Source organism: Saccharothrix coeruleofusca (genome assembly GCF_017876325.1).
In the GTDB taxonomy this organism is placed as follows: domain Bacteria; phylum Actinomycetota; class Actinomycetes; order Mycobacteriales; family Pseudonocardiaceae; genus Actinosynnema; species Actinosynnema coeruleofuscum.
Genome location: NZ_JAGINV010000001.1, coordinates 6593100 through 6616055 on the forward strand (window position 1 = coordinate 6593100; position 22956 = coordinate 6616055).

The window sequence follows — 22956 nt, forward strand, 5'->3', positions numbered from 1 at the left end:
CCAGCGCTCGGCGGGATACCGTGATCGGTGTGACTGGACCGGACTCGCGCCCCGGCGACCGGGTGCCCGCGCTGCTGCGCGTCAGCGCCGCGCTGAGCTGGCGCTTCGTGGCGGTGGTCGCCGCGCTGTACGTGGTGGCGCAGGTGGTCGGGTTCCTCGCCACGATCGTCATCCCCACCGGCGTCGCGCTGCTGCTGGCCGCGCTGCTGTCCCCCGCGGTGTCCCAGTTGAGCAGGGTCGGCGTGCCGCGCGGGCTGGCCACCGGGTTCGTGCTGGTGGCGGGGCTGGCCGTGGTCGGCGGCGTGCTCACCTTCGTGATCACCGAGTTCTCCAAGGGCCTGCCGGAGCTGCAGAGCCAGGTCAGCGCCAGCCTGGACACCATCCGCGACTGGTTGCGGGACGGGCCGCTGCACCTGAGCGACGTGCAGCTGCAGCAGTACCTCGACCGGGCGGTGGAGACGGTCAAGGAGAACCAGAGCGACATCACCTCGGGCGCGCTCACCACGGCGGCGACCGTGGGCGAGCTGATGACCGGCATCCTGCTGGCCCTGTTCACGCTCATCTTCTTCCTGCACGACGGCGACGGGATCTGGCGGTTCCTGATCCGGGTGGTGCCCGCCGACGTGCGCGACCGGGCCGACGTGGCCGGGCGGCGCGGGTTCGCCTCGCTGGTCAGCTACGTGCGGGCGACCGCGGCGGTGGCCGTGGTGGACGCGGTCGGCGTGGGCATCGGGCTGTGGATCGTGGGCGTGCCGCTGGTGGTGCCGCTGTCCGCGCTGGTGTTCCTGGGCGCGTTCATCCCGATCATCGGCGCGGTGATCACCGGCGCGGTGGCGGTGCTGGTGGCGCTGGTGGCCAACGGCCCGGTGGCGGCGCTGGTCGTGCTGGCGATCCTGATCGGTGTGATGCAGCTGGAGAGCCACGTGCTGCAGCCGCTGCTGCTGGGGCGGGCGGTGAAGCTGCACCCGCTGGCGGTGGTGCTGGCGATCACCGCCGGGCTGGTGGTCAGCGGGATCGCCGGGGCGCTGCTGTCGGTGCCGCTGCTGGCGGTGCTGAACTCGGGCATCCGGTCGCTGCTGTCGGAGTCGGACCGGCACGTGGCGCCGCAGCAGGTGGACGTGCACGAGCCGCAGGAGACCGGACCGACGGACAAGGCCGCGGGGGAGCGCGTGGACGACGAGGTCGGCGGCTGACCCCAACCGCGTCTGCAAGTACTACCCGAGGTGCGCGCGAGGGCCGGTAAGTACTACCCGGGTGTCCCGAACGCTCGGTTCGTGGTGTCCGAACGCGCGGCTCGCGAAGGCTTGAGCGGGATCAAGCCATTTCTACGAGGTTGCGGCCGCAGCCCTTGGCGGCGAGCAGGGCGGAGTCGGCGGCCACCAGCAGGTCCGGCAGCTCGTAGCCGAACCGCTCGGTGGTGGCCACGCCGATGCTCACGGTCAGCCCGGTCAGCAGGTGCTCGCTGCCGTCGGTGCGCACCGTCGGCACGGCCAGTTCCTGCACCGCCTGCCGGACCCGCTGCGCCACCGACCTGGCCACGGCGGGTTCGGCGTCGGGCAGCAGCACCACGAACTCCTCGCCGCCGAACCGGCCCACCAGGTCGCCGCGCCGCGTGGTGGTGCTCAGCAGCAGGGCGACCGCGCTCAGCGCGGCGTCCCCCGCCAGGTGCCCGACCTCGTCGTTGACCCGCTTGAAGTGGTCCAGGTCCAGCAGCATCACGGCCATCGGCCGCTGCGCGGGGCGGGCCTTGGACAGCTCGTAGCGGGCTCGGGCGTCCCAGTGCGCCGCGTTGGCCAGGCCGGTCTTGGCGTCGCGCTGCGCGGAGCGGCGCCACTGCGGCAGCTGCGCGGCGCGTTCCAGCAGCGCCATCGGCGGCCCGGCCAGCAGTGCGTGCGCCGGGTCGCCCAGCGCGGCGGAGCCCATCAGGCCGCCGATGCTCACCGCGACCACGCCGAGCACCGCGTCGATCGGCTCGCCGACGACCTCGCCGCCGGGGGCGCTCGGGTTGCGCAGCCGCAGGCCCAGCGCGATCAGCACCGCCCGCGCCACCAGCAGCGCCACCGCGCCCACGACCAGCTGCGGCAGCTCGGCCGCTGGTTCGGTCCAGCCGATGGCGAACCGGGCGCCGAACACCGACAGCGCGGTGGCGGACAGGGTGAACAGCCAGCGGTGCGACTCCGGCCGCTGGCTCAGCACGCCGTGCAGGGCGGGCCCGAACAGCAGCAGGACCAGCAGGTTGCACGGCAGCGCCACGGCGCCCGCGGCCAGGTAGCTCAGGTGCGCCGCCCACGGGTTGCGGGAGGTCTCGCCCATCCGGTGGCTGTAGATGGAGCTGCCGATGACGACCGCGCCCGCGGTGCCCGCGATGGCGGCGAACCGGCCGATCTGCTCCGGGTCGGGCCGAGGTGACGTGGCGATGACGTAGACGACCAGCGCGAGCGCCGCGGCGTCGACGAGCAGCCAGTAGGCCAGGGCGGAGCGCTTGAGCCTCCAGAGCGGCCAGTCGCGCACCCTCGCCCACCCCCCACCACGGGAAGTCCGGTGCCGCCACCCCCTGCGGCGAGCGCCGGACTCGGCCAGCCTTGCACAGGCATCGGAACGGGAACAGACCGCCACCTGGGGGTTAGCTGGACCACCTCGGCAAGGCAAGATGACCTCCGGAGGGGGTCCATCGTGCACGCACAGGCAGCCGCAGCGGGTCCGCCGGTGGCGGAAGACCCGGTCGCGCACCTCTGGCGAGGGACGGTAGCACTACGGATAGTGACGTTTCTCTTCGCCCTGGGTAACGCGGCGGTGCACAGCTCCGGCTACCAGCGGCCGTGGCTGGCCTGGGCGGTGATCGCGGTGATGGCCGCCTGGTCGGTGTTCACCGTCCAGGCCTACAGCAGGCGCGCGGGCAGGCGGCCGTGGGTGGTCGTCGCCGACCTGGTGGTGGCGTGCGGCCTGATGTCGCTGTCGCCGCTGATCATGACCCCGGCGCAGTTCCTGTACAACGTCCCGCTGATCACCACCATCTGGGCGTCGGTGCCCGCAGTGGCGGCGGGGGCGCTGGGCGGGCAGGTGGCGGGCGGGCTGGCCGGGTTCGCCGTCGGCCTCGGCACCTACCTCAACCGGGGCGCGCTCAGCGTGGACCTGGTCCGCGACGTGGTGCTGCTGGCGGGCGCCGGGTTCGTCGTGGGCATGGTGTCGACCACCGCGCGCCGCTCGGCGGTGCGGCTGGCGCGGGCGCTGCGCGCCGAGGCGGCGACCGCGGAGCGCGAGCGGCTGGCCAGGTCCATCCACGACGGCGTGCTCCAGGTGCTGGCCAGGGTCCGCAAGCGCGGCGTGGAGCTGGGCGGGGAGGCCGCCGAGCTGGCCAGGCTGGCGGGCGAGCAGGAGGTGGCGCTGCGGTCGCTGGTCGCCGCCGCGCCCAGCGAGTCCACCGTGGACGGCGACGCCGACCTGCGGCCGGCGCTGCAGCTGCTGGCCACGCCCCGCGTGCAGGTGGCCACGCCCGCGACCAGGGTCATGCTGCCCGCGACGACGGTGACCGAGCTGGCCGCCGTGGTGCGCGAGGCGCTGTCGAACGTGGAGCGGCACGCCGGGCCCGACGCCAAGGCGTGGGTGCTGCTGGAGGACCTGGGCGAGGAGGTCGTGCTCAGCGTGCGCGACGACGGCCCCGGCATCCCGCCGGGGCGGATCGCGGTGGCCGAGGCCGAGGGCCGGATGGGCATCGCGAAGTCGATCCGGGGCCGCGTGGAGGCGCTGCGTGGCACCCTGGAGCTCCAGACGGGGCCGGGGGAGGGCACCGAGTGGGAGGTGCGGGTCTACCGATGAGCGTGTCCGTGATGGTGGTCGACGACCACCCGCTGTGGCGCGATGGCGTGGCGCGCGACCTGAGCGAGCGCGGTTTCGACGTGGTCGCCACGGCCGGTGACGCGCCCTCCGCGGTGCGCATCGCCCGCGCCGTGCGCCCGGCGGTGGTGCTGATGGACCTCAACCTGGGCGAGCAGTCCGGGGTCGACGCGACCCGGCTGATCACCGCCGAGCTGTCCGGCACGCGGGTGCTGGTGCTCTCGGCCAGCGGCGAGCACGACGACGTGCTGGAGGCGGTGAAGGCGGGCGCCTCCGGCTACCTGGTCAAGTCCGCCTCCTGCGAGGAGCTGGTGGCGGCGGTCAACCGGACCGCCTCGGGGGACGCGGTGTTCACCGCGGGCCTGGCGGGGCTGGTGCTGGGCGAGTACCGGCGGATGGCGGCGGCCCCGGACGAGCGGGACAAGCCGCAGCTGACCGAGCGGGAGACCGAGGTGCTGCGGCTGGTGGCCAAGGGGCTGACCGCCAGGCAGATCGCCACCCGGCTGGTGATCTCGCACCGCACCGTGGAGAACCACGTGCAGTCCACGCTGCGCAAGTTGCAGCTGCACAACCGCGTCGAGCTGGCGCGGTACGCGATCGAGCACGGTCTCGACGTCGACCCGGAGGGCTGAAGACATGGAAGGACCGGCCGTGGACCCCAAGGACCTGAGGGTGTCCGACGCGGAGCGCGAGCACGTGGTGGGACTGCTGCAGAAGGCCATCGGCCGCGGCCTGATCACGCTGGACGAGTTCACCGAGCGCACCGACACGGCGCTGGCCTCGCGCACCCGCGGCGAGCTGAACTCCGTGCTGCTCGACCTGCCCGGCGTGGTGCACGGCGACCAGGCGGCCGGGCCCTCGGTGGCGCCGCGCGAGCGGACCGAGCTGAAGACCACGATGTCCTCGGTCAGCCGCAAGGGCCGCTGGTCGGTGCCCCGGTCGCTGGTGGTGCGCAACCGGATGGGCACCACGGCGCTGGACTTCCGCGAGGCCGACATCCCGCACCCAGTGGTGGACGTCGAGCTCGACGTCGCGGGCGGGATGGTGCAGCTGGTGCTGCCCGAGGGCGCGACCGTGGACGCCGACGAGGTGGAGGCCACGATGGGCAGCGTGGTGACGGACAAGCTGGGCACCGGGGTGGGGGGCAGCCCGCACTTCGTGGTGCGCGGGTCGGTGCGCGCCGGCTCGCTGGAGATCCGCACCAAGAAGCAGCGGTTCGGCTTCCGCCGTGCGTGATCGCCGCCGCGCGCCCAGGATCGTGGGGTGCGCTGCCTCGTCACCGGTGCGACCGGCTACCTCGGAGGTCGGCTGGTCCCCCGGCTGATCGCGGCGGGCCACCGGGTCCGCTGCCTGGTCCGCGACCCCGCCAAGCTGCGCGACGTGCCGTGGGCCGGTGAGGTCGAGGTGGTGCGGGGCGACGTGCTCGACCGCGCGTCGCTCGACGCCGCCGCGCGCGACGTGGACGTGGTGCACTACCTGGTGCACTCGCTGCACCAGGCCGACTTCGCCGTCGCCGACCGGCGCGGTGCGGTGAACACCGCGCGGGCCGCCGAGGCCGCGGGCGTGCGGCGGATCGTCTACCTGGGCGGGCTGCACCCGCCGGGGGCCGCGCTGTCGCCGCACCTGGCCTCGCGCAAGGAGGTCGGCGAGGTGTTCCTGGCCTCGTCGGTGCCCGCGGTGGTGCTCCAGGCCGCGGTGGTGATCGGCTCCGGGTCGGCCAGCTTCGAGATGCTGCGGTACCTGACCGAGCGGCTGCCGGTGATGGTCACGCCCCGCTGGGTGCGCAACCGGGTGCAGCCGATCGCCGTGCGGGACGTGCTGCGCTACCTGGTCGAGGCGGTGGAGCTGCCCGCGCGGGTGAACCGGACCTTCGACATCGGCGGCCCGGAGGTGCTGACCTACCTGGAGATGATGCTGCGGTACGCGCGGGTGGCGGGCCTGCGCCCGCGCCGAGTGCTGCCGGTGCCGCTGCTCACCCCCCGGCTGTCCGCCCACTGGGTGAACCTGGTGACGCCCGTGCCCCGGTCGATCGCCGTGCCGCTGATCGAGTCGCTGGTGCACGAGGTGGTGTGCCGCGAGCACGACGTGGACGAGCACCTGCCCGGTCCGCTGACCGGCTACGACGAGGCGGTGGCGCTGGCGCTGGCCAGGGTCCGCGACGCCGAGGTGGAGACCCGCTGGTCCGGCGCGTCGGTGCCGGGCGCGCCGTCGGACCCGCTGCCCAGCGACCCGGCCTGGTCGGGCGGCTCGTCCTACGTCGACGTGCGGGAGCGGCGCAGCGCGGCGGCCCCGGAGCGGCTGTGGGAGGTCGTGGAGGGCATCGGCGGCGACCGCGGCTGGTACTCGTTCCCGCCCGCCTGGGCGGTGCGCGGGTGGCTGGACCGGCTGGTGGGCGGGGTGGGGCTGCGCCGGGGCAGGCGCGATCCGCGCAGGCTGCACGTGGGCGAGGCGCTGGACTGGTGGCGGGTGGAGGAGGTGGAGCGCGGGCGGCTGCTGCGGCTGCGCGCGGAGATGCGCGTGCCCGGCCTGGCGTGGCTGGAGCTGCGGGTGGCGCCGGGCGGGGACGGCGGGTCGGTCTACCGCCAGCGGGCGGTGTTCGTGCCGCGCGGCCTGGCCGGTCACCTGTACTGGTGGCTGGTGTGGCCGTTCCACGGCGTGGTGTTCGGCGGCATGGTCCGCAACATCACCAGTGAAGCGGAGCTTACAAGTGAGTTCAGAAAGTCCTGATGGACCGCACAAGTGCGGCGGGCGCACACTGCCGCCATGAAGGCACTGGTCAAGGCTTCCGCCGGGCCGGGACTGGCGCTGACCGAGGTGCCCGACCCCACCCCCGGCCCCGGTGACGTGCTGGTCCGGGTGCTGCGCACCGGGATCTGCGGCACCGACCTGCACATCGACTCGTGGGACGAGTGGGCGGCGCGCACGGTCCGCGCGCCGCTGGTGCTGGGCCACGAGTTCGTCGGCGAGGTCGTCGAGACCGGCCCCGCCGTGACCGGCGTGCGGGTCGGCGACCTGGTCAGCGGCGAGGGCCACCTGGTCTGCGGCACGTGCCGCAACTGCAAGGCGGGCCGCCGCCACCTGTGCGCGCACACCCTGGGCCTGGGCGTGCAGCGCGACGGCGCGTTCGCCGAGTACGCGGTGCTGCCCGAGCAGAACGCCTGGGTGCACCGCACCCCGGTGGACCTGGACGTGGCCGCCATCTTCGACCCGTTCGGCAACGCCGTGCACACCGCGCTGTCCTTCCCCGTCATCGGCGAGGACGTGCTGATCACCGGCGCGGGCCCGATCGGCGTCATGGCCGCCGCGGTGGCCAAGCACGCGGGCGCGCGCAACGTGGTGATCACCGACGTCAACGAGCACCGGCTGGACCTGGCCCGCAAGGTCGGCGTCGACCTGGCGCTGGACGTCTCGGCGCGCACCGTCGCCGACGCGCAGGCCGAGCTGGGCATGACCGAGGGCTTCGACGTGGGCATGGAGATGTCCGGGCAGCCCTCCGCGCTGCGCGAGATGATCGACAACATGTCCCACGGCGGGCGCATCGCCATGCTGGGCCTGCCCGCCGTCGAGTTCCCGGTGGACTGGAGCAGCGTCGTGCTCAAGATGCTGCACATCAAGGGCGTCTACGGCCGGGAGATGTTCGAGACCTGGTACTCCATGTCGGTGCTGCTGCAACGCGGCCTCGACCTGGCGCCGGTGATCACCCACCGGTACCACTGCACCGAGTTCGAACGCGCCTTCGCCACCGCGCGCGAGGGCAAGTGCGGCAAGGTCATCCTCGACTGGACGGGAGCTGCCTGATGTACGGCGCGATGCGGGAGGACTTGCGGACCGGGCTGGCGGAGATCCGCGCGGCGGGCCTGTACAAGGCCGAGCGGGTGATCGGCAGCCCGCAGAACTCCGCGGTGCGGGTGGCCACCTCGCCGACCGAGGTGCTGAACTTCTGCGCCAACAACTACCTGGGCCTGGCCGACCACCCGGCGCTGGTCAAGGCCGCGCACGACGCGCTGGACCGGTGGGGCTTCGGCATGGCCTCGGTGCGGTTCATCTGCGGCACGCAGGAGCCGCACAAGGAGCTGGAAGCGCGGCTGTCGCGGTTCCTCGGCACCGAGGACACCATCCTCTACAGCTCGTGCTTCGACGCCAACGGCGGCCTGTTCGAGACGCTGCTCGGCGCGCAGGACGCGATCATCTCCGACGAGCTGAACCACGCCTCGATCATCGACGGCGTGCGGCTGTCCAAGGCCCGCCGGTTCCGCTACCGCAACCGGAACATGGCCGACCTGGAGCAGCAGCTCAAGGACGCCGCCGACGCCCGCTACCGGCTGATCGCCACCGACGGCGTGTTCTCCATGGACGGCTACCTCGCGCCGCTGGACGAGATCTGCGACCTCGCCGAGAAGTACGACGCGCTGGTCATGGTCGACGACTCGCACGCGGTCGGCTTCGTCGGCCCGCAGGGGCGCGGCACGCCCGAGCTGTTCGGCGTGCAGGACCGGGTCGACATCGTCACCGGTACCCTGGGCAAGGCGCTGGGCGGCGCCAGCGGCGGCTACACCTCCGGCCGGGCGGAGATCGTGGAGATGCTGCGCCAGCGGTCCCGGCCCTACCTGTTCTCCAACTCGCTGGCCCCGTCGATCACCGCCGCCGCCGTCGCGGCGCTGGACCTGCTCAGCTCCTCGGGCGAGCTGCTGACCCGGCTGCGCGAGAACACCGCGCTGTTCCGGTCCCGGATGACCGAGGCGGGCTTCGACCTGCTGCCCGGCGAGCACCCGATCATCCCGGTGATGATCGGCGACGCGGCGGAGGCGTCGCGGATGGCGGACCTGCTGCTGGAGCAGGGCGTCTACGTGATCGGGTTCTCCTACCCGGTGGTGCCGCACGGCAAGGCGCGCATCCGCACCCAGATGTCGGCGGCGCACTCCACCGACGACGTCAACCGCGCGGTGGACGCCTTCATCGCCGCGCGCGACCGGATGTGACCCCGCGCCCGTGCAGGAAGTGCACGACGAGCAGCACGACGAGCAGCGCCAGCACCGCGTAGCGCGGCCAGACCTGGCCGGTGGTCCGCTCCAGCAGGGCTGACCCGATCCCGGCCACCGCCCCGGCCGCGCACACCGCGCCGAGCGCCAGCCAGGAGCGCCGCCCGCTGATGCGCGGGCGGTGCTCGTCCACGGTGCCCAGCAGGGCCGCCACCAGCACCACCGCGAGCAGCGCGGACGAGACGGCGGTGCCGCTGACCGCCCACCCGCCCGCGCGCACGCTCGGCACCACGACACCGAACACCACCAGCGCGAACACCCCGGCCACCGCGATCTTGACCACCCTGCCGCTGATCGTCACGCAGGGGGAATCGGTCACCCGCGACGGCGCTCAAACGCGACGCGGGCGAGGATGGACGGGTGATCGACCCCAGGCGACTGCGCGTGCTCAGCGCGCTCGCCGACCACGGCACGGTGACCGCCGCCGCCCGCGCGCTGCACCTGACCCCGTCCGCGGTGTCGCAGCAGCTCGCGGCGCTGGAGTCGGAGGCGGGCCAGGAGCTGCTGCGCCGCCGGGGCAGACGGGTCGCGCTGACCGCCGCGGGGGAGCTGCTGGTGGGGCACGCCAACGCGGTGGCCGCCGAGCTGGAGCGGGCGCAGGCGGGCCTGGCGGCGTTCGCGGGCGGCAAGACCGGGCGGGTGGAGGTGGCCAGCTTCGCGTCGGCGATCACCCAGGTGGTCGCCCCGGCGGTGGCCGCGCTGCGCACCACCGCGCCCGGCGTGGCCATCCGGGTCCGCGACGCCGAGGGCCACGCCAGCGTGCCGCTGCTGCTGGACGGCGAGATCGACCTGGCCATCACCGAGGAGCACCGGGCCGCGCCGCGCGCCGACGACCGCAGGCTGACCCGCTTCCCGCTCTACACCGAGCCCTTCGACGTGGTGCTGCCGCCGGAGCACCCGCTGGCCGGGGCGGCGGAGGTGGACCTGGGCGCGCTGGCCGACGAGGACTGGGTCGCGCCGCTGCCCGGCAACCCGGTGCGCGACGTGGTGGAGCTGGTGTGCGGGCAGGCCGGTTTCGCCCCGCGCGTGCGGCACACCTCGGACGACTTCCGGGCCATCGGCGCGCTGGTCCGGGCGGGCGCGGGCGTGGCGCTGGCCCCGCGCAACGCCCTGCCCGGCCAGCCGGTGCGCGGCCAGGCCCCGCTGCGCCGGGTGTTCGCGGCGGTGCGCCGGGGCAGCGAGGACCACCCGCTGGTCAAGCTGGTCCGCGACGAGCTGGTGCGCTGCGCGGCCCACCAGCCCACCTGACCCCCGAACGCGCGACTCGCGGTGCCCGAACGCGCGACTCGCGCAATCAGGTGACCCCGACGGCAGGTGGGTGGCCCGGTGGGCACCACGCGAGGCCGCGTCGGCCTGTCGGGATGCCTTTCGGAAAAATCACGCTCTTCGATTTTTCCGAAACGCGTCCCGATGGGCCGACTCCCAGGCGGCCTCGCCGACCCGGCGAAGCCGGGTCAATTCAACACAGCTCGGGCGGCGAGTTTGGCGGAGGCGGGGTCGGGGGCGGCCAGGGCGCCGCGGGCGGCGAGCTGGCACAGGTCGAAGCTGGTGGCGGCGAGCTTCGCGCCGACGCCCGCGAGCGCGGTGTGGTTCATCGACAGGCTGGTCACGCCCAGGCCGATGAGGACGCAGGCCAGCAGCGGGTCGGCCGCCGCCTCGCCGCACACGCCGACCGGCTTGCCCGCCGCCGTGCCCGCCTCGCCGACCTGCGCGATCAGCCGCAGCAGCGCGGGCTGCCACGGGTCGTTCAGCGCCGCGACCGCGCCGACCTGGCGGTCCGCCGCGAACGTGTACTGCGCCAGGTCGTTGGTGCCGATGGAGACGAAGTCCACCACTTCCAGGATCTCCCGAGCGGCCAGCGCGGCGGCCGGGATCTCGACCATCACCCCCGCGCGGGCGATGCCCGCCGCCCGCGCCCGCTCGGCGAACCAGGCCGCCTCGGCGGCGGTGGCCACCATCGGGGCCATCACCGACACCTCCGCGCCGCTGTCCGCCGCCGCCAGCGCGATCGCCTGGAGCTGCCGCTCCAGCACGTCCGGCCGGTCGAAGGCGACCCGCAGGCCGCGCACGCCCAACGCCGGGTTGGGCTCCGGGTCGGGGTTGAGGAAGGGCAGCGGCTTGTCCGCGCCCGCGTCCAGGGTCCGCACCACGACTGGCTTGCCCGCGAACGGGGCCAGCACCGCCGCGTACGCCGCGCGCTGCTCGTCCACCGACGGCTCGTCGGCGGCGGACAGGAAGCAGAACTCGGTGCGACAGCCCCACGCCCTCCGCGCCACCGGCCGCGGCGGCCACCGCGTCGGCGGGCGAGCCGACGTTGCCCAGCACCTTCACCCGCAGCCCGTCGCGCAGCACGCCGACGCCGTTCCACTCGGCCTTGCCCGTCACGTGCGCGGCGCGGACCGTGCCGTCGGAGACCTCGACCACGCCGGTGTCGCCGTCCACCAGCAGCGCGTCGGCCTCGGCGGCGAGCACACCCCGGCAGGCCACCACGGCGGGGATGCCCAGCGAGCGGGCCAGGATCGCGGTGTGCGAGGTGGGTCCGCCCTCCTCGGTGACCAGTGCCAGCACGGTGGCCGGGTCCAGGCCCGCGGTGTCGGCCGGGGCCAGGTCGCGGGCGACCAGCACGCTGGGCCCGGTCAGGTCCGGCACGCCCGGCGCGGGCACGCCCAGCAGCTCGGCGACCAGGCGGTCGCGCACGTCGCGCACGTCGCCCGCCCGCTCGGCCATGTACCCGCCTGCGGCCTCCAGCGCCGCGATGAACCCGGCGGCGGCCTGGTGCACAGCACGGGCGGCGGGCAGCGACTCGTCGGTGACCAGCTTCTCGGCCTGCCCCAGCAGCGCCGGGTCGGCGGCCATGGCAGCGGTGGTCTCCAGCACGGCCTTGGCGTCGCCGCTCACCGCGGCGGCGCGCTGCCGCAGCCGCTCGGCCACGACCTCGGCGGCGGGCCGGATGCGCGCGGCCTCGGCCGGGGGATCGGCGGGCGCGGGCGTGGTCGGGGGTTCCCCCAGCGGCTCGGCGACCCGCACCACGGGGCCGGACGCCCGGCCCGAACTGACACCGACACCGCTCAGCCGCGTGCTCGACATGGTCTAGACCATACTCCCTTGGATTGCCGCGCCTCCGGCGCGGCGGGCTCGGCCGCCTGGAAGTCGGCCCATCGGCACGCGTTTCGGAAAAATCGAAGGGCGTGATTTTTCCGAAAGGCATGCCGACAGGCCGACGCGGCCTCGCGTGGTGGTTGGGGGGGTGGTTGGGGGTCACCGGAGGTCGGAGGGGGTGGGGTAGGACGGTTGCGCGCCGGGTTTGGTGACGGAGGTGGCGGCGACCCGGGTGGCGAAGGCGGCCGCGGCGGGCAGGAGGTCGCCTTCGGCGAGGCGGGTGGCCAGTGCGCCCGCGAAGGCGTCACCGGCCCCGGTGGTGTCCACGACCTCCACCTCCGGCGCGGGCACCTCCGTGACGCCTTCCGGTGTCACCACCGCCGCGCCGCGCGCGCCCAGGGTGACCACCGCCGACTTCGGACCGAGGTCGAGCAGGCCCGGCAGGGTGCCCGCCAGCGAGGCGGCCTCGTGCTCGTTGACCACCAGCGGGTCCAGCAGGGCCAGCACGTCCGGGGCGACCTCGGTGACCGGCGACAGGTTCAGCACCGGCCGCACCCCGCGCTCGGCGGCCGCGCGGACCGCCCCCTCCACCACGTCGACCGGCACCTCCAGCGAGCAGACCAGCACCGCGAAGGACTCCCACGGCAGCTCGGGCACCACCACGTCGGAGTTCGCCCCCGGCGCGACGACGATGGAGTTCTCCCCGTCGGGCGTCACGGTGATGTAGGCGATGCCGGTCGGCCGCGACGAGGTGCGCAGCAGCTCAGTGCGCACGCCCGCCGACTCCAGCGACGAGCGCAGCAGCTCGCCGTACTGGTCCGGCCCGACCGCGCCGAGGAACGACACCGAGCCGCCCACCCGCGCGGCGGCCACCGCGGTGTTCGCCCCCTTGCCGCCGGGCAGCACGGCGGTGTCGCCGCCGAGGACCGTCTCGCCACCGGCGGGCCTGCGCGGAACCGAGACGACGAGGTCGGCGTTGGCCGACCCGAGCACCAGAACCGAGGTCATCCTCCGCACTCTGCCGGCCGGGATGAGTAGAGGTACGGATTCGCGACCGCCTCCGCGCGGCGACCCTGGTCCCATGACCGGATCGGACCCGCTCACCAGCCTGGCCGACGAGATCGGCCGGATGTCCCGCCGCCTCGCCGCACTGGGCGAGGAGCTGCGCCGGGAAAGCGCCGCCAGGGTCGCCGCGAGCGCCGCGCCCGCGCCCGCCGAGGCCGACCAGCGCCCGGAGCCCGAGCCGCCGCGCGCGGCCGGGTGGCAACCGGCCCCCGCGCCCCCAGAGGTGCGCTGGGCCCCGCAGCGGTCCCACGACTCCCCGTGGCCGCCCCCGACGCGCACCCCGGCCCCGAGCCTGTTCGAGCGGCTGAGCCGGGACGGCGCGGGCAGCAGGCTGCTGGCCTGGGTCGGCGGCGCGATCACCACGCTCGGCGTGGTGATGCTGCTGGTCCTGGCCGTGCAGCGGGGCTACCTCGGACCGGTGCCCAGGGTGGTCGGCGGAGCGCTGCTGGGCGTCGCGCTGATCGCGGTGGGGGTGCGGCTGCACCGCTCGCCGACCTCGCGGACCGGCGCGTTCGCCCTGGCCGCGACCGGGTTCGCGGTGCTGTACCTGGACGTCGTCGCGATCACCTCGATCTACGGCTACCTGCCGCCGGTCGGCGGCCTGGTGGCGGGTCTGCTGGTGGCGGGCGCGGGCCTGCTGCTGGCGATGCGCTGGGACTCGGCGACGTTCGCGATCGGCGTGGTGGCCGCCTGCGCGGTGTGCGCGCCGGTGCTCACCGAGGGCTTCACCCTGCTGCTGGTGGCGTTCCTGCTGGTGCTCAAGGTCGCCGCGGCCCCGGTGCACCTCAAGCGCGACTGGCCGCCGCTGGCGGTGGTGGCGGGTGTCCCGCCGCTGGTGGCGGTCCTGGCGGCGGTGCCGGGGGAGGACCTGTGGACGGTCAACGTGGTGGCGCTGGTGGCCGCCGTCGTCGGCGTGGCGGGCGCGGCGCTCACCGCCCGGTTCCGCCCGGCCGACCGGACCGCGATCGGCCTGCTGGTCGGCGCCCCGGCGCCCGCGCTGCTGGTCAGCGTGCTGCTGGACCGGCCGCAGTCGGCCGTGGTGGCCGCTGGCGCGGCGGTGCCGGTGCTGGCGGTGTGGGCGTTGGGCCGGGGCAGGCTGCCCTCGGCGTTCACCGCCGCGGCGGGCGGGGTCGGCGTGCTGGCGCTGTTCCAGGCCACGGCCACGGCGCTGGAGGGCAGCACGCGCGCGGCGGCGGTGCTGGCCGAGGCGGCGCTGCTGGCGTTCCTGGCGACCCGGCTGCGCTCGCGCGGCCCGCTGGTCGGCGCGGTGGCGCTGGGCGGGGTCGGCGGCGTGCTGGTGCTGGGCGACGCGCTGCCGCTGAACCTGCTGCTGGAGCCGTGGCGGTTCACCGCCCCCACGACCGAAGTCCTGGTGGCGGGCCTGCTCGCCGGGCTGGTGCTGCTGGTGACCGCGGTGGTGGTGGCGTGGGCGGCGACGGCGGTCGGGGTGCTGGACGACCTCGGCGACCGGCTGGTCGCCTGGATCGGCGTCGGCGTGGTCGGGCTGTACGCGGTGGCCGGGGTGGTGCTGTGCTCGACGCTGCTGGTGTCGCGGACGGTGACCGGCTTCCTCTTCGGTCACACGATCGTGACGATTTCCTGGGCGGTGGCCGCCCTGGTGCTGCTGGTCCGCGGCATCGACGTGCCCGCGCTGCGGGCCTGCGGATTGGTGCTGGTGGGAGCCGCCGTGATGAAGCTGCTGCTGTTCGACCTGGCCGCGCTGAGCGGATTCGCCCGCGTGCTGGCGTTCCTCGGGGCCGGCCTGGTACTACTCACGGCGGGCACCCGTTACGCCAAGCTGGTGGCAACGCGACGAATTTCAGCGAATTCGTAGCAGTCCGGAGCGAAAACGGCCCCCTCTGCGCCACCCTTGGTGTTAAGTCTCAGTAGGTCGGGGCAGGGCCACCGGTGCTGAGCACCGGCTGGAGTCCGGCGTCGGTCGTTTCGCCCCCCGAGCGACCGGCGCCGGGCGCACCGCTGCCTGCCGCCCGCTCCGCCGTCGCGGGCGGCAGAACAGCACCGAGCGCGGTCAGCCCACCGTCGCGGGCGCGCGCTCGTCCTCCACGGACTCGCCTTCGTGGATCGCCACCCGCTGCTGGATGCGGCGCAGCGGGCCGGGCGCCCACCAGGCCGCGCCGTCGAGCAGCTTGAGCACCGCGGGCACCAGCAGCATCCGCACCACCGTGGCGTCCAGCGCCAGCGCCAGGATCATGCCGACGCCGACGAACCGCATCATGGTGATCTGCGAGAACGCGAACGCGCCGGTCACCACGATCAGCAGCAGCGCGGCGGCGGTGATCACCCGGCCGGTCTTGGCAAGGCCGATGCTCACCGCCTCCTCGGTGGACGCGCCGCGACCGCGCGCCTCGACCATGCGGGAGAGCAGGAAGACCTCGTAGTCGGTGGACAGGCCGAACACCACGGCCGCCATCAGCACCACGATGCCGGACTCCAGCGGCGCGGGCGTCACGCCCAGCAGCGACGCGCCGTGGCCCTCCTGGAACACCCACACCAGCACGCCGAAGGTGGCGGACAGGCTCAGCGCGCTCATCACCACGGCCTTGATCGGCAACAGGATCGAGCCGAACGCCAGGAACATCAGCACGAACGTGGCGCCCACCAGCAGGCCGACCATCAGCGGCAGCCGGTCCTGGATGGCGTCGAGGCCGTCGGAGACCATCGCCGTGCTGCCGCCGACCAGCAGCTCGTCACCGGGGGCGTCGAGCGCCCGCACGTCCTTGAGCGCCCGCTTGGACTCGTCGCTGAGCGCGTCCTGGTCCAGCCCCGCGTTGAGCAGCCACACGCCGTCCTTCGGCTCGGCGGCGACCTGCGCCTGGCCCACGCCGGGCACCTCGCCCACGCGCGCGGCGAACCGCTGCACCTCGGCCGGGTCGGGGTCGCCGGTGAGCACGATCTTCAGCCCGCTGGTGGACAGCTGGGGGAAGTCCCGGTTCACCGTCTCGGCGGCCACGCGCGCGGAGTTGCCCTCGGGCAGCACCTTCTCGGTGACCTCGCCGAACTTCACGCCGAGGAACGGCGCGCCCAGCGCCACCAGCACCGCGACGATCGGCAGCGCGAACAGCACCGGTCGCTTCATCACGCGGGCGGCGAGCCTGCGCCAGCCGTCCTCGCGGGGGGCGCGCTTGCGCCACGGCACGGCCAGCTTGTCGACGCGGTGGCCGAGCACGCCGAGCAGCGCGGGCAGCAGGGTCAGCGAGACCAGCGCGGCGATGGCGACCGCGGACATGCCGCCGTAGCTGAGCGACTTGAGGAAGCCCTGCGGGAACAGCAGCAGCCCGGCCAGCGCGATGACCAGCAGGGTCGCCGAGAACGCCACCGTGCGGCCCGCCGAGGAGACGGTCCTGAGCACCGCGTCGGCCGTGCCGCGCCCGGCGGCCAGCTCCTCGCGGAACCGGCCGACCATGAACAGGCCGTAGTCGATGGCCATGCCCAGGCCGAGCAGGCTGGCGACGTTGACCGCGAAGGAGTTGACGTCGGCGGCGTAGGAGACGGCGTGCAGCACGCCCAGCGAGCCCATGATCGCCAGGCCGCCGACCACCACCGGCAGCGAGGCGGCGACCAGCCCGCCGAAGATGGCCACCAGCAGGACCAGCACGATCGGCAGCGAGACGGCCTCGGCCTTGGTCAGGTCCGAGGCGGACATGTCGCTGATCGCCTTCTGGGTGGGCACCAGGCCGCCGACCTGCTCGTCCACGCCGGGCACGTCGAGCTGGTCGGCGATCCGCTCGTACTGCTTGATCTGCTCGTTCGAGTCGCCGGAGCGCAGCGTGATCACGGTCAGCGCCTTGTCGCCGCCGGGCGCGGGCACCGGCGGCACGACCCGCAGCACCGCGTCGTCGGGCAACTGCCCCAGCCGCTGGGTGATCTCCCCGAGCTTGGCCTGGTCGCCGGTGCCGTAGACGACGAGGACGTCACCGTCCTGGCGGCCGAAGGCGTCCTGGGCGACCTGGTTGGCCCGCGCCGCCTCGCTGCTGGGCGCTTCGTAGCCGCCCTGGCTGAGCTTGTCGAAGACGCCGAGGCCCCACACGCCGCCCGCCACCGCCAGCAGGGCGGTCGCGATCAGCACCACCCATCTGCGGCGATACGCCAGGGAACCCCACTTCGCGAACACACGTCCTCCTCGGTCGGTGGGTTACCGTTGCGCGACCGGCGCCAACTCGGTAAACACCGTTCACTAAGTTCGCGCCGAAGGTACCTACGGGGAGCACCGCCGACAACACGAAGGGGTGAATATGACCGAGGCCACGCGCCGGGAGAAAGTCCGCGCGGAGACCGAGCGCGACATCAGGCGACAAGCACGCGCCCTGCTCGTGGCACACGGGCGCGACGCGGTGACGCTACGTGCGATCGCCCGTGAGCTCGGCATCACCGCCCCCGCCCTGTACCGGTACTACGACTCCCGCGAGGACCTGCTCAACCACCTGTGCGAGGACATCTGCCGGGACCTCGACGCCGAGCTGTCCGCCGCGCTGACCGAGCTGCCCGACGCGCCCGCCCCCGCCCAGGTGTTCGCCGTGTGCCGGGAGTTCCGCCGGTGGGCGCTGGCGCACCCGCAGGAGTTCGCGCTGGTGTTCGCCTCCACCGACACCACGGTGCCCTGCGCGGCGGGCGGCGGCCGGGTGGACGAGCAGTTCGGCCGCGTGTTCCTCGAAGTCGCGGCGAAGCTGGTGGCCAGCGACCCTGCCCCGGCCCCGCACGCCGCCGACGTGCCCGCCGAGCTGCACGACGACCTGCGCTACTACCAGCAGATCCTCATCGCCGCGGTGGCCGACAAGGGCGGCCGGGTGGACGAGTCGGTGCTGCACCTGGGGGCTATCCACCACATCCTGCAATCCTGGGTGCGGCTGTACGGGCACGTGGCCCTGGAGGTCTTCGGGCGGTTCCCGTTCGCGGTGTCCAATCCCGAACCGATGTTCGACCTCATGCTGACCCAGATGATCGGCGAAATGGGCGTCACCGCTTGATCCAGACCACGGCGGGATCGGTTTCACCGTCGTCGAAGTAACGCAGCGCCGTTTCCGCGCTGCGCGTGGACAACTGGTGACCGCCGGCGACCACGTGAGCCGATTCGGCGAACTGCAGCCCCCAGGCGACGACCGCGGCGTCCTGCACGATCGCGAAAAGCCTCGGCACCTCCGGCGGAGCCGGGACCACCACGGTGCTCGCCGGACCGGTGTCATCGGCCCAGGCCACGAGTTCGGCGCCGCTGTGCGCCATGAGCAGGCCCAGGTCGCGCATCCAGGCGGTGAGCGGTTGGGTGTAGTCCGTGGTGCTGCGCGGGTTCTTCTCGTCCAGCAACCGGTCGATGACCCGTCGGCAATCACTGGCCACCTTGCTCACCAGTGCGAACACGACCACTTCATCTCGCTCCACCCGGTGCACTGTATTGCGCGGATAGCGCACTCCGCACTGTCCCGACGGGTGATGATCAATCGCTTCGCGAAGCGAAGTCGGGGTAAAACTGAAAAGCGTTGCGCGAACGCATCGGAACCGGTCACCCGATCCGGGCGCGGTTGTCCGCAATTATTCGCTGTACGGCCGATCCGCATCTTGTTGCATGAACACACAACACGGGATCGGGGGCGGGAATGGGACGCAGGATCGGCGGTCCTGGCGGCGGCTCGGACAAGGGCGGGACCGGAGGCGGAGCGGTGCTCGCCGGAGTCGTGGTCGCGCTCGCCGCGGCGGCGGGCGTCGGTGGCGACGCGGTGCTGAGCCAGCTCGGCGAGTTGACCCCTCGGACGAACAGCAACAGCAAGGCCGACAACCGGAAGTCCGCGCACGACGCCGACAGCGCCGCCGACCGCGCCGTGAGCCGCCTCGGCCTGAAGGTCACCAGGCGGTTCGCCAGGCAGGACGCGGAGTGCCTGACCAGCTCGTGGGGCCGGGTGCGCGAGTTCCTCGCCCGCACCCCGTGCCGGTCGCTGGACCGCCTGGTCTTCGCGGTCGGCGACGGGGCGGGCGACACCGCCGTGGTCTCGGTGGTCTGGGTCGGCTTCGCCAACGGCAGCCAGACCCGGCGGTTCCGGGACGTCATGGACGAGTACGGCAGCGGCGACATCAAGCCGCTGGGCAGTGGCCTGCTCGGCTTGGCCGACATCCGCTTCACCGCCGCCCACTACGGGTCGAGGGTCAGCGGCAGCACCATGACCGTCGCCGAGACCGAAGCGCTGACCGGCCACGTCGACGCCGGCCTGCTCGACGCCCTGGCCGAGGCCGCCGCCGGACTGCCACGCCCTACGAGGTGACCCGGACGACCAGCGGGTCATTGGCGTCGAAGTCCTCCATTGCTCCGCTCCTCGGGATTCTTGGTTGCCGCACAGTAGCCGTCCACACGTGTGCATCGATATTTATCGATCGAGCGGTTTATCGGATGACGCGGAGTGGCCAGGGTGGCGCGCATGACGGTGGAGTGGACCTTGCGCAAGGCGATGCGTGGTCGCCCTGCTCAGGCTCTACGGGGCCACCGACGAGGAGCGGCGCAAGGCCGAACGGCTGTGGGATGCCGTGAGGAAACCCGCCGCGCGAACCGAACACGCGCCCGACCTGCCCACGAAGTACGTCGCCTTCTGCCGTGAGGAAGGACTGGCGAAACGCGAGCGAATCATCGCTTACATCGCGATTCCAGGACTGCTCCAAATCGGCGCGTACGCCTCGGCCATCGCCGAAGCCGCTCTGGAGTTCAACGCGCGGCGTCGTAAGGGCTGGGAGAACCGGGCAGCGGCCGAGAGGCGCGCGAAGCAACAACTGGACATGGGCGCACGGGACAACGTGACGATCCAAGTCGTCGCGGTGAGCGGAGGCGCCTACGGCACCGTGTCCAGCGCCGGGTTCGCCGCGTTCCGCGAGATGATCGCCGGCGGGACACCCGCCGGGGTGGGCTCGGGCCCACCCCGGCGGACGTTCACAGCACCACGTTGACCAGGCGGCCGGGCACCACGATGACCTTGCGCGGCGTGCCGCCGCCCAGCAGCTCGGCCACCTTCTCCTCGGCCAGCGCCGCCGCCTCGACCTCCTCCTTGGTCGCCGACGCGGGCACCACCACGCGGGCCTTGACCTTGCCGTTGACCTGGATCGGGTACTCCAGGGTGTCCTCGACCAGGTACTTCTCGTCGGCGGTGGGGAACGGGCCGTGCGCCAGCGAGGTGCCGTGGCCCAGCTTGGCCCACAGCTCCTCGGCCACGTGCGGGGCCAGCGGGGCCAGCATCGACACCATCGGCTCGGCCAGCGCGCGCGGCGCGCCGACCGCGCTGAAGTGCTTGGTCACGTGGTTGTTCAGCTCGATCAGCTTGGCGACCGCGGTGTTGTAGCGCAGGTTGGCGTAGTCCTCGTGCACGCCCGCGATCGTCTTGTGCAGCAGGCGCAGCGCCTCCTCCGACGGCTGCTCGTCGGTGACGCGCGACTCGCCGGTGGTCTCGTCGACCAGGTTGCGCCACAGCCGCTGCAGGAACCGCTGCGCGCCCACGACGTCCTTGGTCGCCCACGGCCGCGAGACGTCCATGGGGCCCATCGACATCTCGTACACGCGGAAGGTGTCGGCGCCGTAGTTGGCGCACATCTCGTCCGGCGTGACGACGTTCTTCAGGCTCTTGCCCATCTTGCCGTACTCGCGCCGCACCTCTTCGCCGTCGAAGAAGTACTTGCCGTCACGCTCCTCCACCTGCTCGGCGGGCACGTAGGCGCCGCGCGCGTCGGTGTAGGCGTAGGCCTCGATGTAGCCCTGGTTGTACAGCCTGCGGTACGGCTCGTCACCGGACACGTGGCCCAGGTCGAACAGCACCTTCTGCCAGAACCGCGCGTACAGCAGGTGCAGCACCGCGTGCTCGACGCCACCGATGTACAGGTCGACGCCGCCGGGGTCGTCCGCGCCGTGGTCCTGCGTGCGCGGGCCCAGCCAGTACCGCTCGTTGTCGGCGTTGACGAACCGGTCCGGCTCGGTCGGGTCCACGTAGCGCAGCTGGTACCAGCACGAGCCGGCCCAGTTGGGCATGGTGTTGGTCTCGCGCCGGTACTTCTTGCGGCCGTCGCCCAGGTCCAGCTCGACCTCGACCCAGTCGCCCGCGCGGGACAGCGGCGGCGACGGCTCGGAGTTGGCGTCCTCCGGGTCGAAGGTGCGCGGCGAGTAGTCGTCCACGTCGGGCAGCTCGACCGGCAGCGCCGACTCGGGCAGCGCGATCGGCGTGCCGTCCTCGTCGTAGACGATGGGGAACGGCTCGCCCCAGTAGCGCTGCCGGGAGAACAGCCAGTCGCGCAGCTTGTACTGCACGGTGCCCTCGCCCCGGCCGTGCTCCTCCAGCCAGGCGATGATCGTCCGCTTGGCCTCGTCGACCTCGAGGCCGTCCAGGAAACCGCTGTTGATGGCCGGTCCGGTGCCGGTGTACGCCTCGCCGTCGAAGTCCTCCGGCGGCCGCACGGTGCGGATGATCGGCAGGTCGAACTTGACCGCGAAGTCCCAGTCGCGCTGGTCCTGGCCGGGCACCGCCATGATCGCGCCGGTGCCGTAGCCCATCAGCACGTAGTCGGCCACGTAGACCGGGATCTCCCGGCCGTTGACCGGGTTGACCGCGTGCGCGCCGGTGAAGACGCCGGTCTTGTCCTTGTTCTCCTGCCGGTCCAGGTCGGACTTGCGGGAGACCTCGCGGCGGTAGGCGGCGATGGCCTCGGCCCGCTCGGGCGCGACGATCTCGTCCACCAGCGGGTGCTCGGGGGCCAGCACCAGGTAGGTGGCCCCGAACAGGGTGTCCGGGCGGGTGGTGAAGACCTCGACGTCCCGGCCGCCCACGTCGAACCGGACGCGGGCGCCGTGCGAGCGGCCGATCCAGTTGCGCTGCATGGACTTGACCTTCTCCGGCCAGTCCAGCCGGTCCAGGTCGTCGACCAGCCGGTCGGCGTAGGCGGTGATCCGCATCATCCACTGGCGCAGGTTGCGCCGGAACACCGGGAAGTTGCCGCGCTCGCTGCGGCCGTCGGCGGTGACCTCCTCGTTGGCCAGCACCGTGCCCAGGCCGGGGCACCAGTTGACCGGCGCCTCGGACAGGTAGGCCAGCCGGTACCCGCCCAGCACCTTCTGCCGCTCGGCGCCGGTCAGCTCGGCCCACGGCCGCCCGTCGGGGGTGGCCCGCTCACCCGAGGCGAACTGCCGCTCCAGCTCGGCGATCGGCCGGGCGCGGCGGGCTTCCCGGTCGTACCAGGAGTTGAAGATCTGCAGGAAGATCCACTGGGTCCACTTGTAGTAGTCCGGGTCGATGGTGGAGATCCGGCGCCGCTCGTCGTGGCCCAGGCCCAGCCTGCGGATCTGCCGCAGGTAGGTCTGGATGTTGTCCTCGGTGGTCTTGCGGGGGTGCTGGCCGGTCTGCACGGCGTACTGCTCGGCGGGCAGGCCGAAGGCGTCGAAGCCCATCGTGTGCAGCACGTTGCGCCCGTTCATCCGGTGGTACCGGGCGTAGACGTCGGTGCCGATGAACCCCAGCGGGTGCCCGACGTGCAGGCCCGCGCCGGACGGGTAGGGGAACATGTCCTGCACGAACAGCTTGTCCGCGGGCACGTCGCCCTGGAGCGGGCCGACCGGGTTGGGCGCGTGGAACGTGCCGCGCTCCTCCCAGCGCTGCTGCCACCGCTGCTCGATCTCGCCCGCCAGCTCGGCGGTGTAGCGGAAGGCGGGCGTCTCGGCCGCCGCTTCGGTGCTCATCGGGAGTCCCTCTCCATCGATCCTGCCCCTGACATGACGAAACCCCCCAGCCCGTGGGGCGTGAGGGGTTGCCGCGCCGACCTTCGTGACGAGGTCCGCGCGGCTACATAAGGAGCAGGCGAGCCGTGCTCATGGCGTCCACGGTAGCAGCGCGGCGCAAACGCCGGTCACCGGGTGAACCGCCACGGGGGCTGGTGCCACGTCACAGCC

The 22956-nt window shown here is 73.3% G+C and carries 18 protein-coding genes and 1 pseudogene; 12 read left to right on the forward strand and 7 right to left on the reverse strand.

Going from position 1 to position 22956, the window contains the following annotated elements:
* Positions 1-20: 20 nt before the first annotated feature.
* Positions 21-1193 (forward strand): AI-2E family transporter, encoded by a 1173-nt coding sequence (locus JOF41_RS30300; protein WP_372448501.1) that lies wholly within the window; start codon positions 21-23, stop codon positions 1191-1193.
* A 121-nt stretch (positions 1194-1314) separates the two neighbouring features.
* Here JOF41_RS30300 and JOF41_RS30305 read toward each other — a convergent pair whose 3' ends face one another.
* Positions 1315-2511, reverse strand: a complete 1197-nt coding sequence (locus tag JOF41_RS30305) for a diguanylate cyclase (RefSeq protein WP_189221589.1) — start codon at positions 2509-2511, stop codon at positions 1315-1317.
* 162 nt (positions 2512-2673) lie between these two features.
* Here JOF41_RS30305 and macS point away from each other — a divergent pair, with 162 nt between their 5' ends.
* From macS to JOF41_RS30335, 6 genes are read left to right on the forward strand one after another with little or no spacing between them, the layout of a single operon-like run.
* Positions 2674-3816 (forward strand): MacS family sensor histidine kinase, encoded by a 1143-nt coding sequence (gene macS / locus JOF41_RS30310; RefSeq protein ID WP_189221588.1) that lies wholly within the window; start codon positions 2674-2676, stop codon positions 3814-3816.
* The gene (locus JOF41_RS30315) at positions 3813-4466 is read left to right on the forward strand and encodes a response regulator (RefSeq protein WP_189221587.1); all 654 of its coding nucleotides are present in this window, start codon (positions 3813-3815) and stop codon (positions 4464-4466) included. Before macS ends, JOF41_RS30315 begins: the two co-directional genes overlap by 4 nt.
* Before the next feature lie 4 nt (positions 4467-4470).
* A complete protein-coding gene (locus tag JOF41_RS30320) occupies positions 4471-5070 on the forward strand; it encodes a DUF1707 SHOCT-like domain-containing protein (RefSeq protein ID WP_209623434.1) in 600 nt (199 codons plus the stop codon).
* Positions 5071-5097: 27 nt separating this feature from the next.
* Complete coding sequence (locus JOF41_RS30325) at positions 5098-6561, forward strand: SDR family oxidoreductase (RefSeq protein ID WP_209623435.1); 1464 nt, start codon at positions 5098-5100, stop codon at positions 6559-6561.
* A gap of 36 nt (positions 6562-6597) precedes the next feature.
* Positions 6598-7632, forward strand: a complete 1035-nt coding sequence (tdh, locus tag JOF41_RS30330) for an L-threonine 3-dehydrogenase (RefSeq protein WP_209623436.1) — start codon at positions 6598-6600, stop codon at positions 7630-7632.
* A complete protein-coding gene (locus tag JOF41_RS30335; protein WP_189221584.1) occupies positions 7632-8813 on the forward strand; it encodes a glycine C-acetyltransferase in 1182 nt (393 codons plus the stop codon). The genes tdh and JOF41_RS30335 overlap by 1 nt, the downstream gene beginning before the upstream one ends.
* On the opposite strand, the gene JOF41_RS30340 is transcribed toward JOF41_RS30335, so the two are convergent.
* Complete coding sequence (locus JOF41_RS30340; protein WP_209623437.1) at positions 8788-9192, reverse strand: hypothetical protein; 405 nt, start codon at positions 9190-9192, stop codon at positions 8788-8790. The two genes, JOF41_RS30335 and JOF41_RS30340, sit on opposite strands and share 26 nt — an antisense overlap.
* 41 nt (positions 9193-9233) lie before the next feature.
* On the opposite strand from JOF41_RS30340, the gene JOF41_RS30345 reads away from it, so the two are divergent.
* Complete coding sequence (locus JOF41_RS30345) at positions 9234-10121, forward strand: LysR family transcriptional regulator (RefSeq protein ID WP_189221582.1); 888 nt, start codon at positions 9234-9236, stop codon at positions 10119-10121.
* A 206-nt stretch (positions 10122-10327) separates the two neighbouring features.
* Here the strand turns inward: JOF41_RS30345 and ptsP are convergent.
* Positions 10328-11960 (reverse strand): annotated as a pseudogene (gene ptsP, locus JOF41_RS30350) (phosphoenolpyruvate--protein phosphotransferase).
* A gap of 171 nt (positions 11961-12131) precedes the next feature.
* Positions 12132-12980, reverse strand: coding sequence for a ribokinase (locus tag JOF41_RS30355; protein WP_209623438.1), 849 nt, complete (start codon positions 12978-12980; stop codon positions 12132-12134).
* Positions 12981-13053: 73 nt separating this feature from the next.
* On the opposite strand from JOF41_RS30355, the gene JOF41_RS30360 reads away from it, so the two are divergent.
* Entirely contained in the window at positions 13054-14871 is a 1818-nt protein-coding gene (locus JOF41_RS30360) for a DUF2339 domain-containing protein (protein ID WP_209623439.1), read from the forward strand.
* A gap of 195 nt (positions 14872-15066) precedes the next feature.
* On the opposite strand, the gene JOF41_RS30365 is transcribed toward JOF41_RS30360, so the two are convergent.
* Positions 15067-17169 carry an MMPL family transporter gene (locus JOF41_RS30365; RefSeq protein WP_209623440.1) on the reverse strand — a complete coding sequence of 701 codons (2103 nt, stop codon included), beginning with the start codon at positions 17167-17169 and terminating at the stop codon, positions 15067-15069.
* A 121-nt stretch (positions 17170-17290) separates the two neighbouring features.
* Between JOF41_RS30365 and JOF41_RS30370 the strand changes: the two genes are divergently transcribed.
* The gene (locus JOF41_RS30370; RefSeq protein ID WP_189221578.1) at positions 17291-18022 is read left to right on the forward strand and encodes a TetR/AcrR family transcriptional regulator; all 732 of its coding nucleotides are present in this window, start codon (positions 17291-17293) and stop codon (positions 18020-18022) included.
* Here the strand turns inward: JOF41_RS30370 and JOF41_RS30375 are convergent.
* Positions 18012-18410 (reverse strand): hypothetical protein, encoded by a 399-nt coding sequence (locus JOF41_RS30375; RefSeq protein WP_189221577.1) that lies wholly within the window; start codon positions 18408-18410, stop codon positions 18012-18014. The two genes, JOF41_RS30370 and JOF41_RS30375, sit on opposite strands and share 11 nt — an antisense overlap.
* A 236-nt stretch (positions 18411-18646) precedes the next feature.
* On the opposite strand from JOF41_RS30375, the gene JOF41_RS30380 reads away from it, so the two are divergent.
* Together JOF41_RS30380 and JOF41_RS30385 are read left to right on the forward strand one after the other, a co-directional pair.
* Positions 18647-19306: a hypothetical protein gene (locus JOF41_RS30380; RefSeq protein WP_209623441.1), complete on the forward strand. Its 660-nt coding sequence runs from the start codon at positions 18647-18649 to the stop codon at positions 19304-19306.
* Positions 19307-19493: 187 nt separating this feature from the next.
* Complete coding sequence (locus JOF41_RS30385; RefSeq protein WP_209623442.1) at positions 19494-19979, forward strand: hypothetical protein; 486 nt, start codon at positions 19494-19496, stop codon at positions 19977-19979.
* On the opposite strand, the gene leuS is transcribed toward JOF41_RS30385, so the two are convergent.
* Positions 19963-22746: a leucine--tRNA ligase gene (gene leuS, locus JOF41_RS30390; protein ID WP_209623443.1), complete on the reverse strand. Its 2784-nt coding sequence runs from the start codon at positions 22744-22746 to the stop codon at positions 19963-19965. The genes JOF41_RS30385 and leuS overlap by 17 nt on opposite strands.
* Between the last annotated feature and the right edge of the window lie 210 nt (positions 22747-22956).

Coding starts and splice junctions, on each gene's coding strand:
- JOF41_RS30320 (WP_209623434.1), top strand. CDS start 4,471: ATGGAAGGACCGGCCGTGGACCCCAAGGACCTGAGGGTGTCCGACGCG.
- JOF41_RS30315 (WP_189221587.1), top strand. CDS start 3,813: ATGAGCGTGTCCGTGATGGTGGTCGACGACCACCCGCTGTGGCGCGAT.
- tdh (WP_209623436.1), top strand. CDS start 6,598: ATGAAGGCACTGGTCAAGGCTTCCGCCGGGCCGGGACTGGCGCTGACC.
- JOF41_RS30335 (WP_189221584.1), top strand. CDS start 7,632: ATGTACGGCGCGATGCGGGAGGACTTGCGGACCGGGCTGGCGGAGATC.
- JOF41_RS30370 (WP_189221578.1), top strand. CDS start 17,291: ATGACCGAGGCCACGCGCCGGGAGAAAGTCCGCGCGGAGACCGAGCGC.
- JOF41_RS30360 (WP_209623439.1), top strand. CDS start 13,054: ATGACCGGATCGGACCCGCTCACCAGCCTGGCCGACGAGATCGGCCGG.
- leuS (WP_209623443.1), bottom strand. CDS start 22,746: ATGAGCACCGAAGCGGCGGCCGAGACGCCCGCCTTCCGCTACACCGCC.
- JOF41_RS30355 (WP_209623438.1), bottom strand. CDS start 12,980: ATGACCTCGGTTCTGGTGCTCGGGTCGGCCAACGCCGACCTCGTCGTC.
- JOF41_RS30380 (WP_209623441.1), top strand. CDS start 18,647: ATGGGACGCAGGATCGGCGGTCCTGGCGGCGGCTCGGACAAGGGCGGG.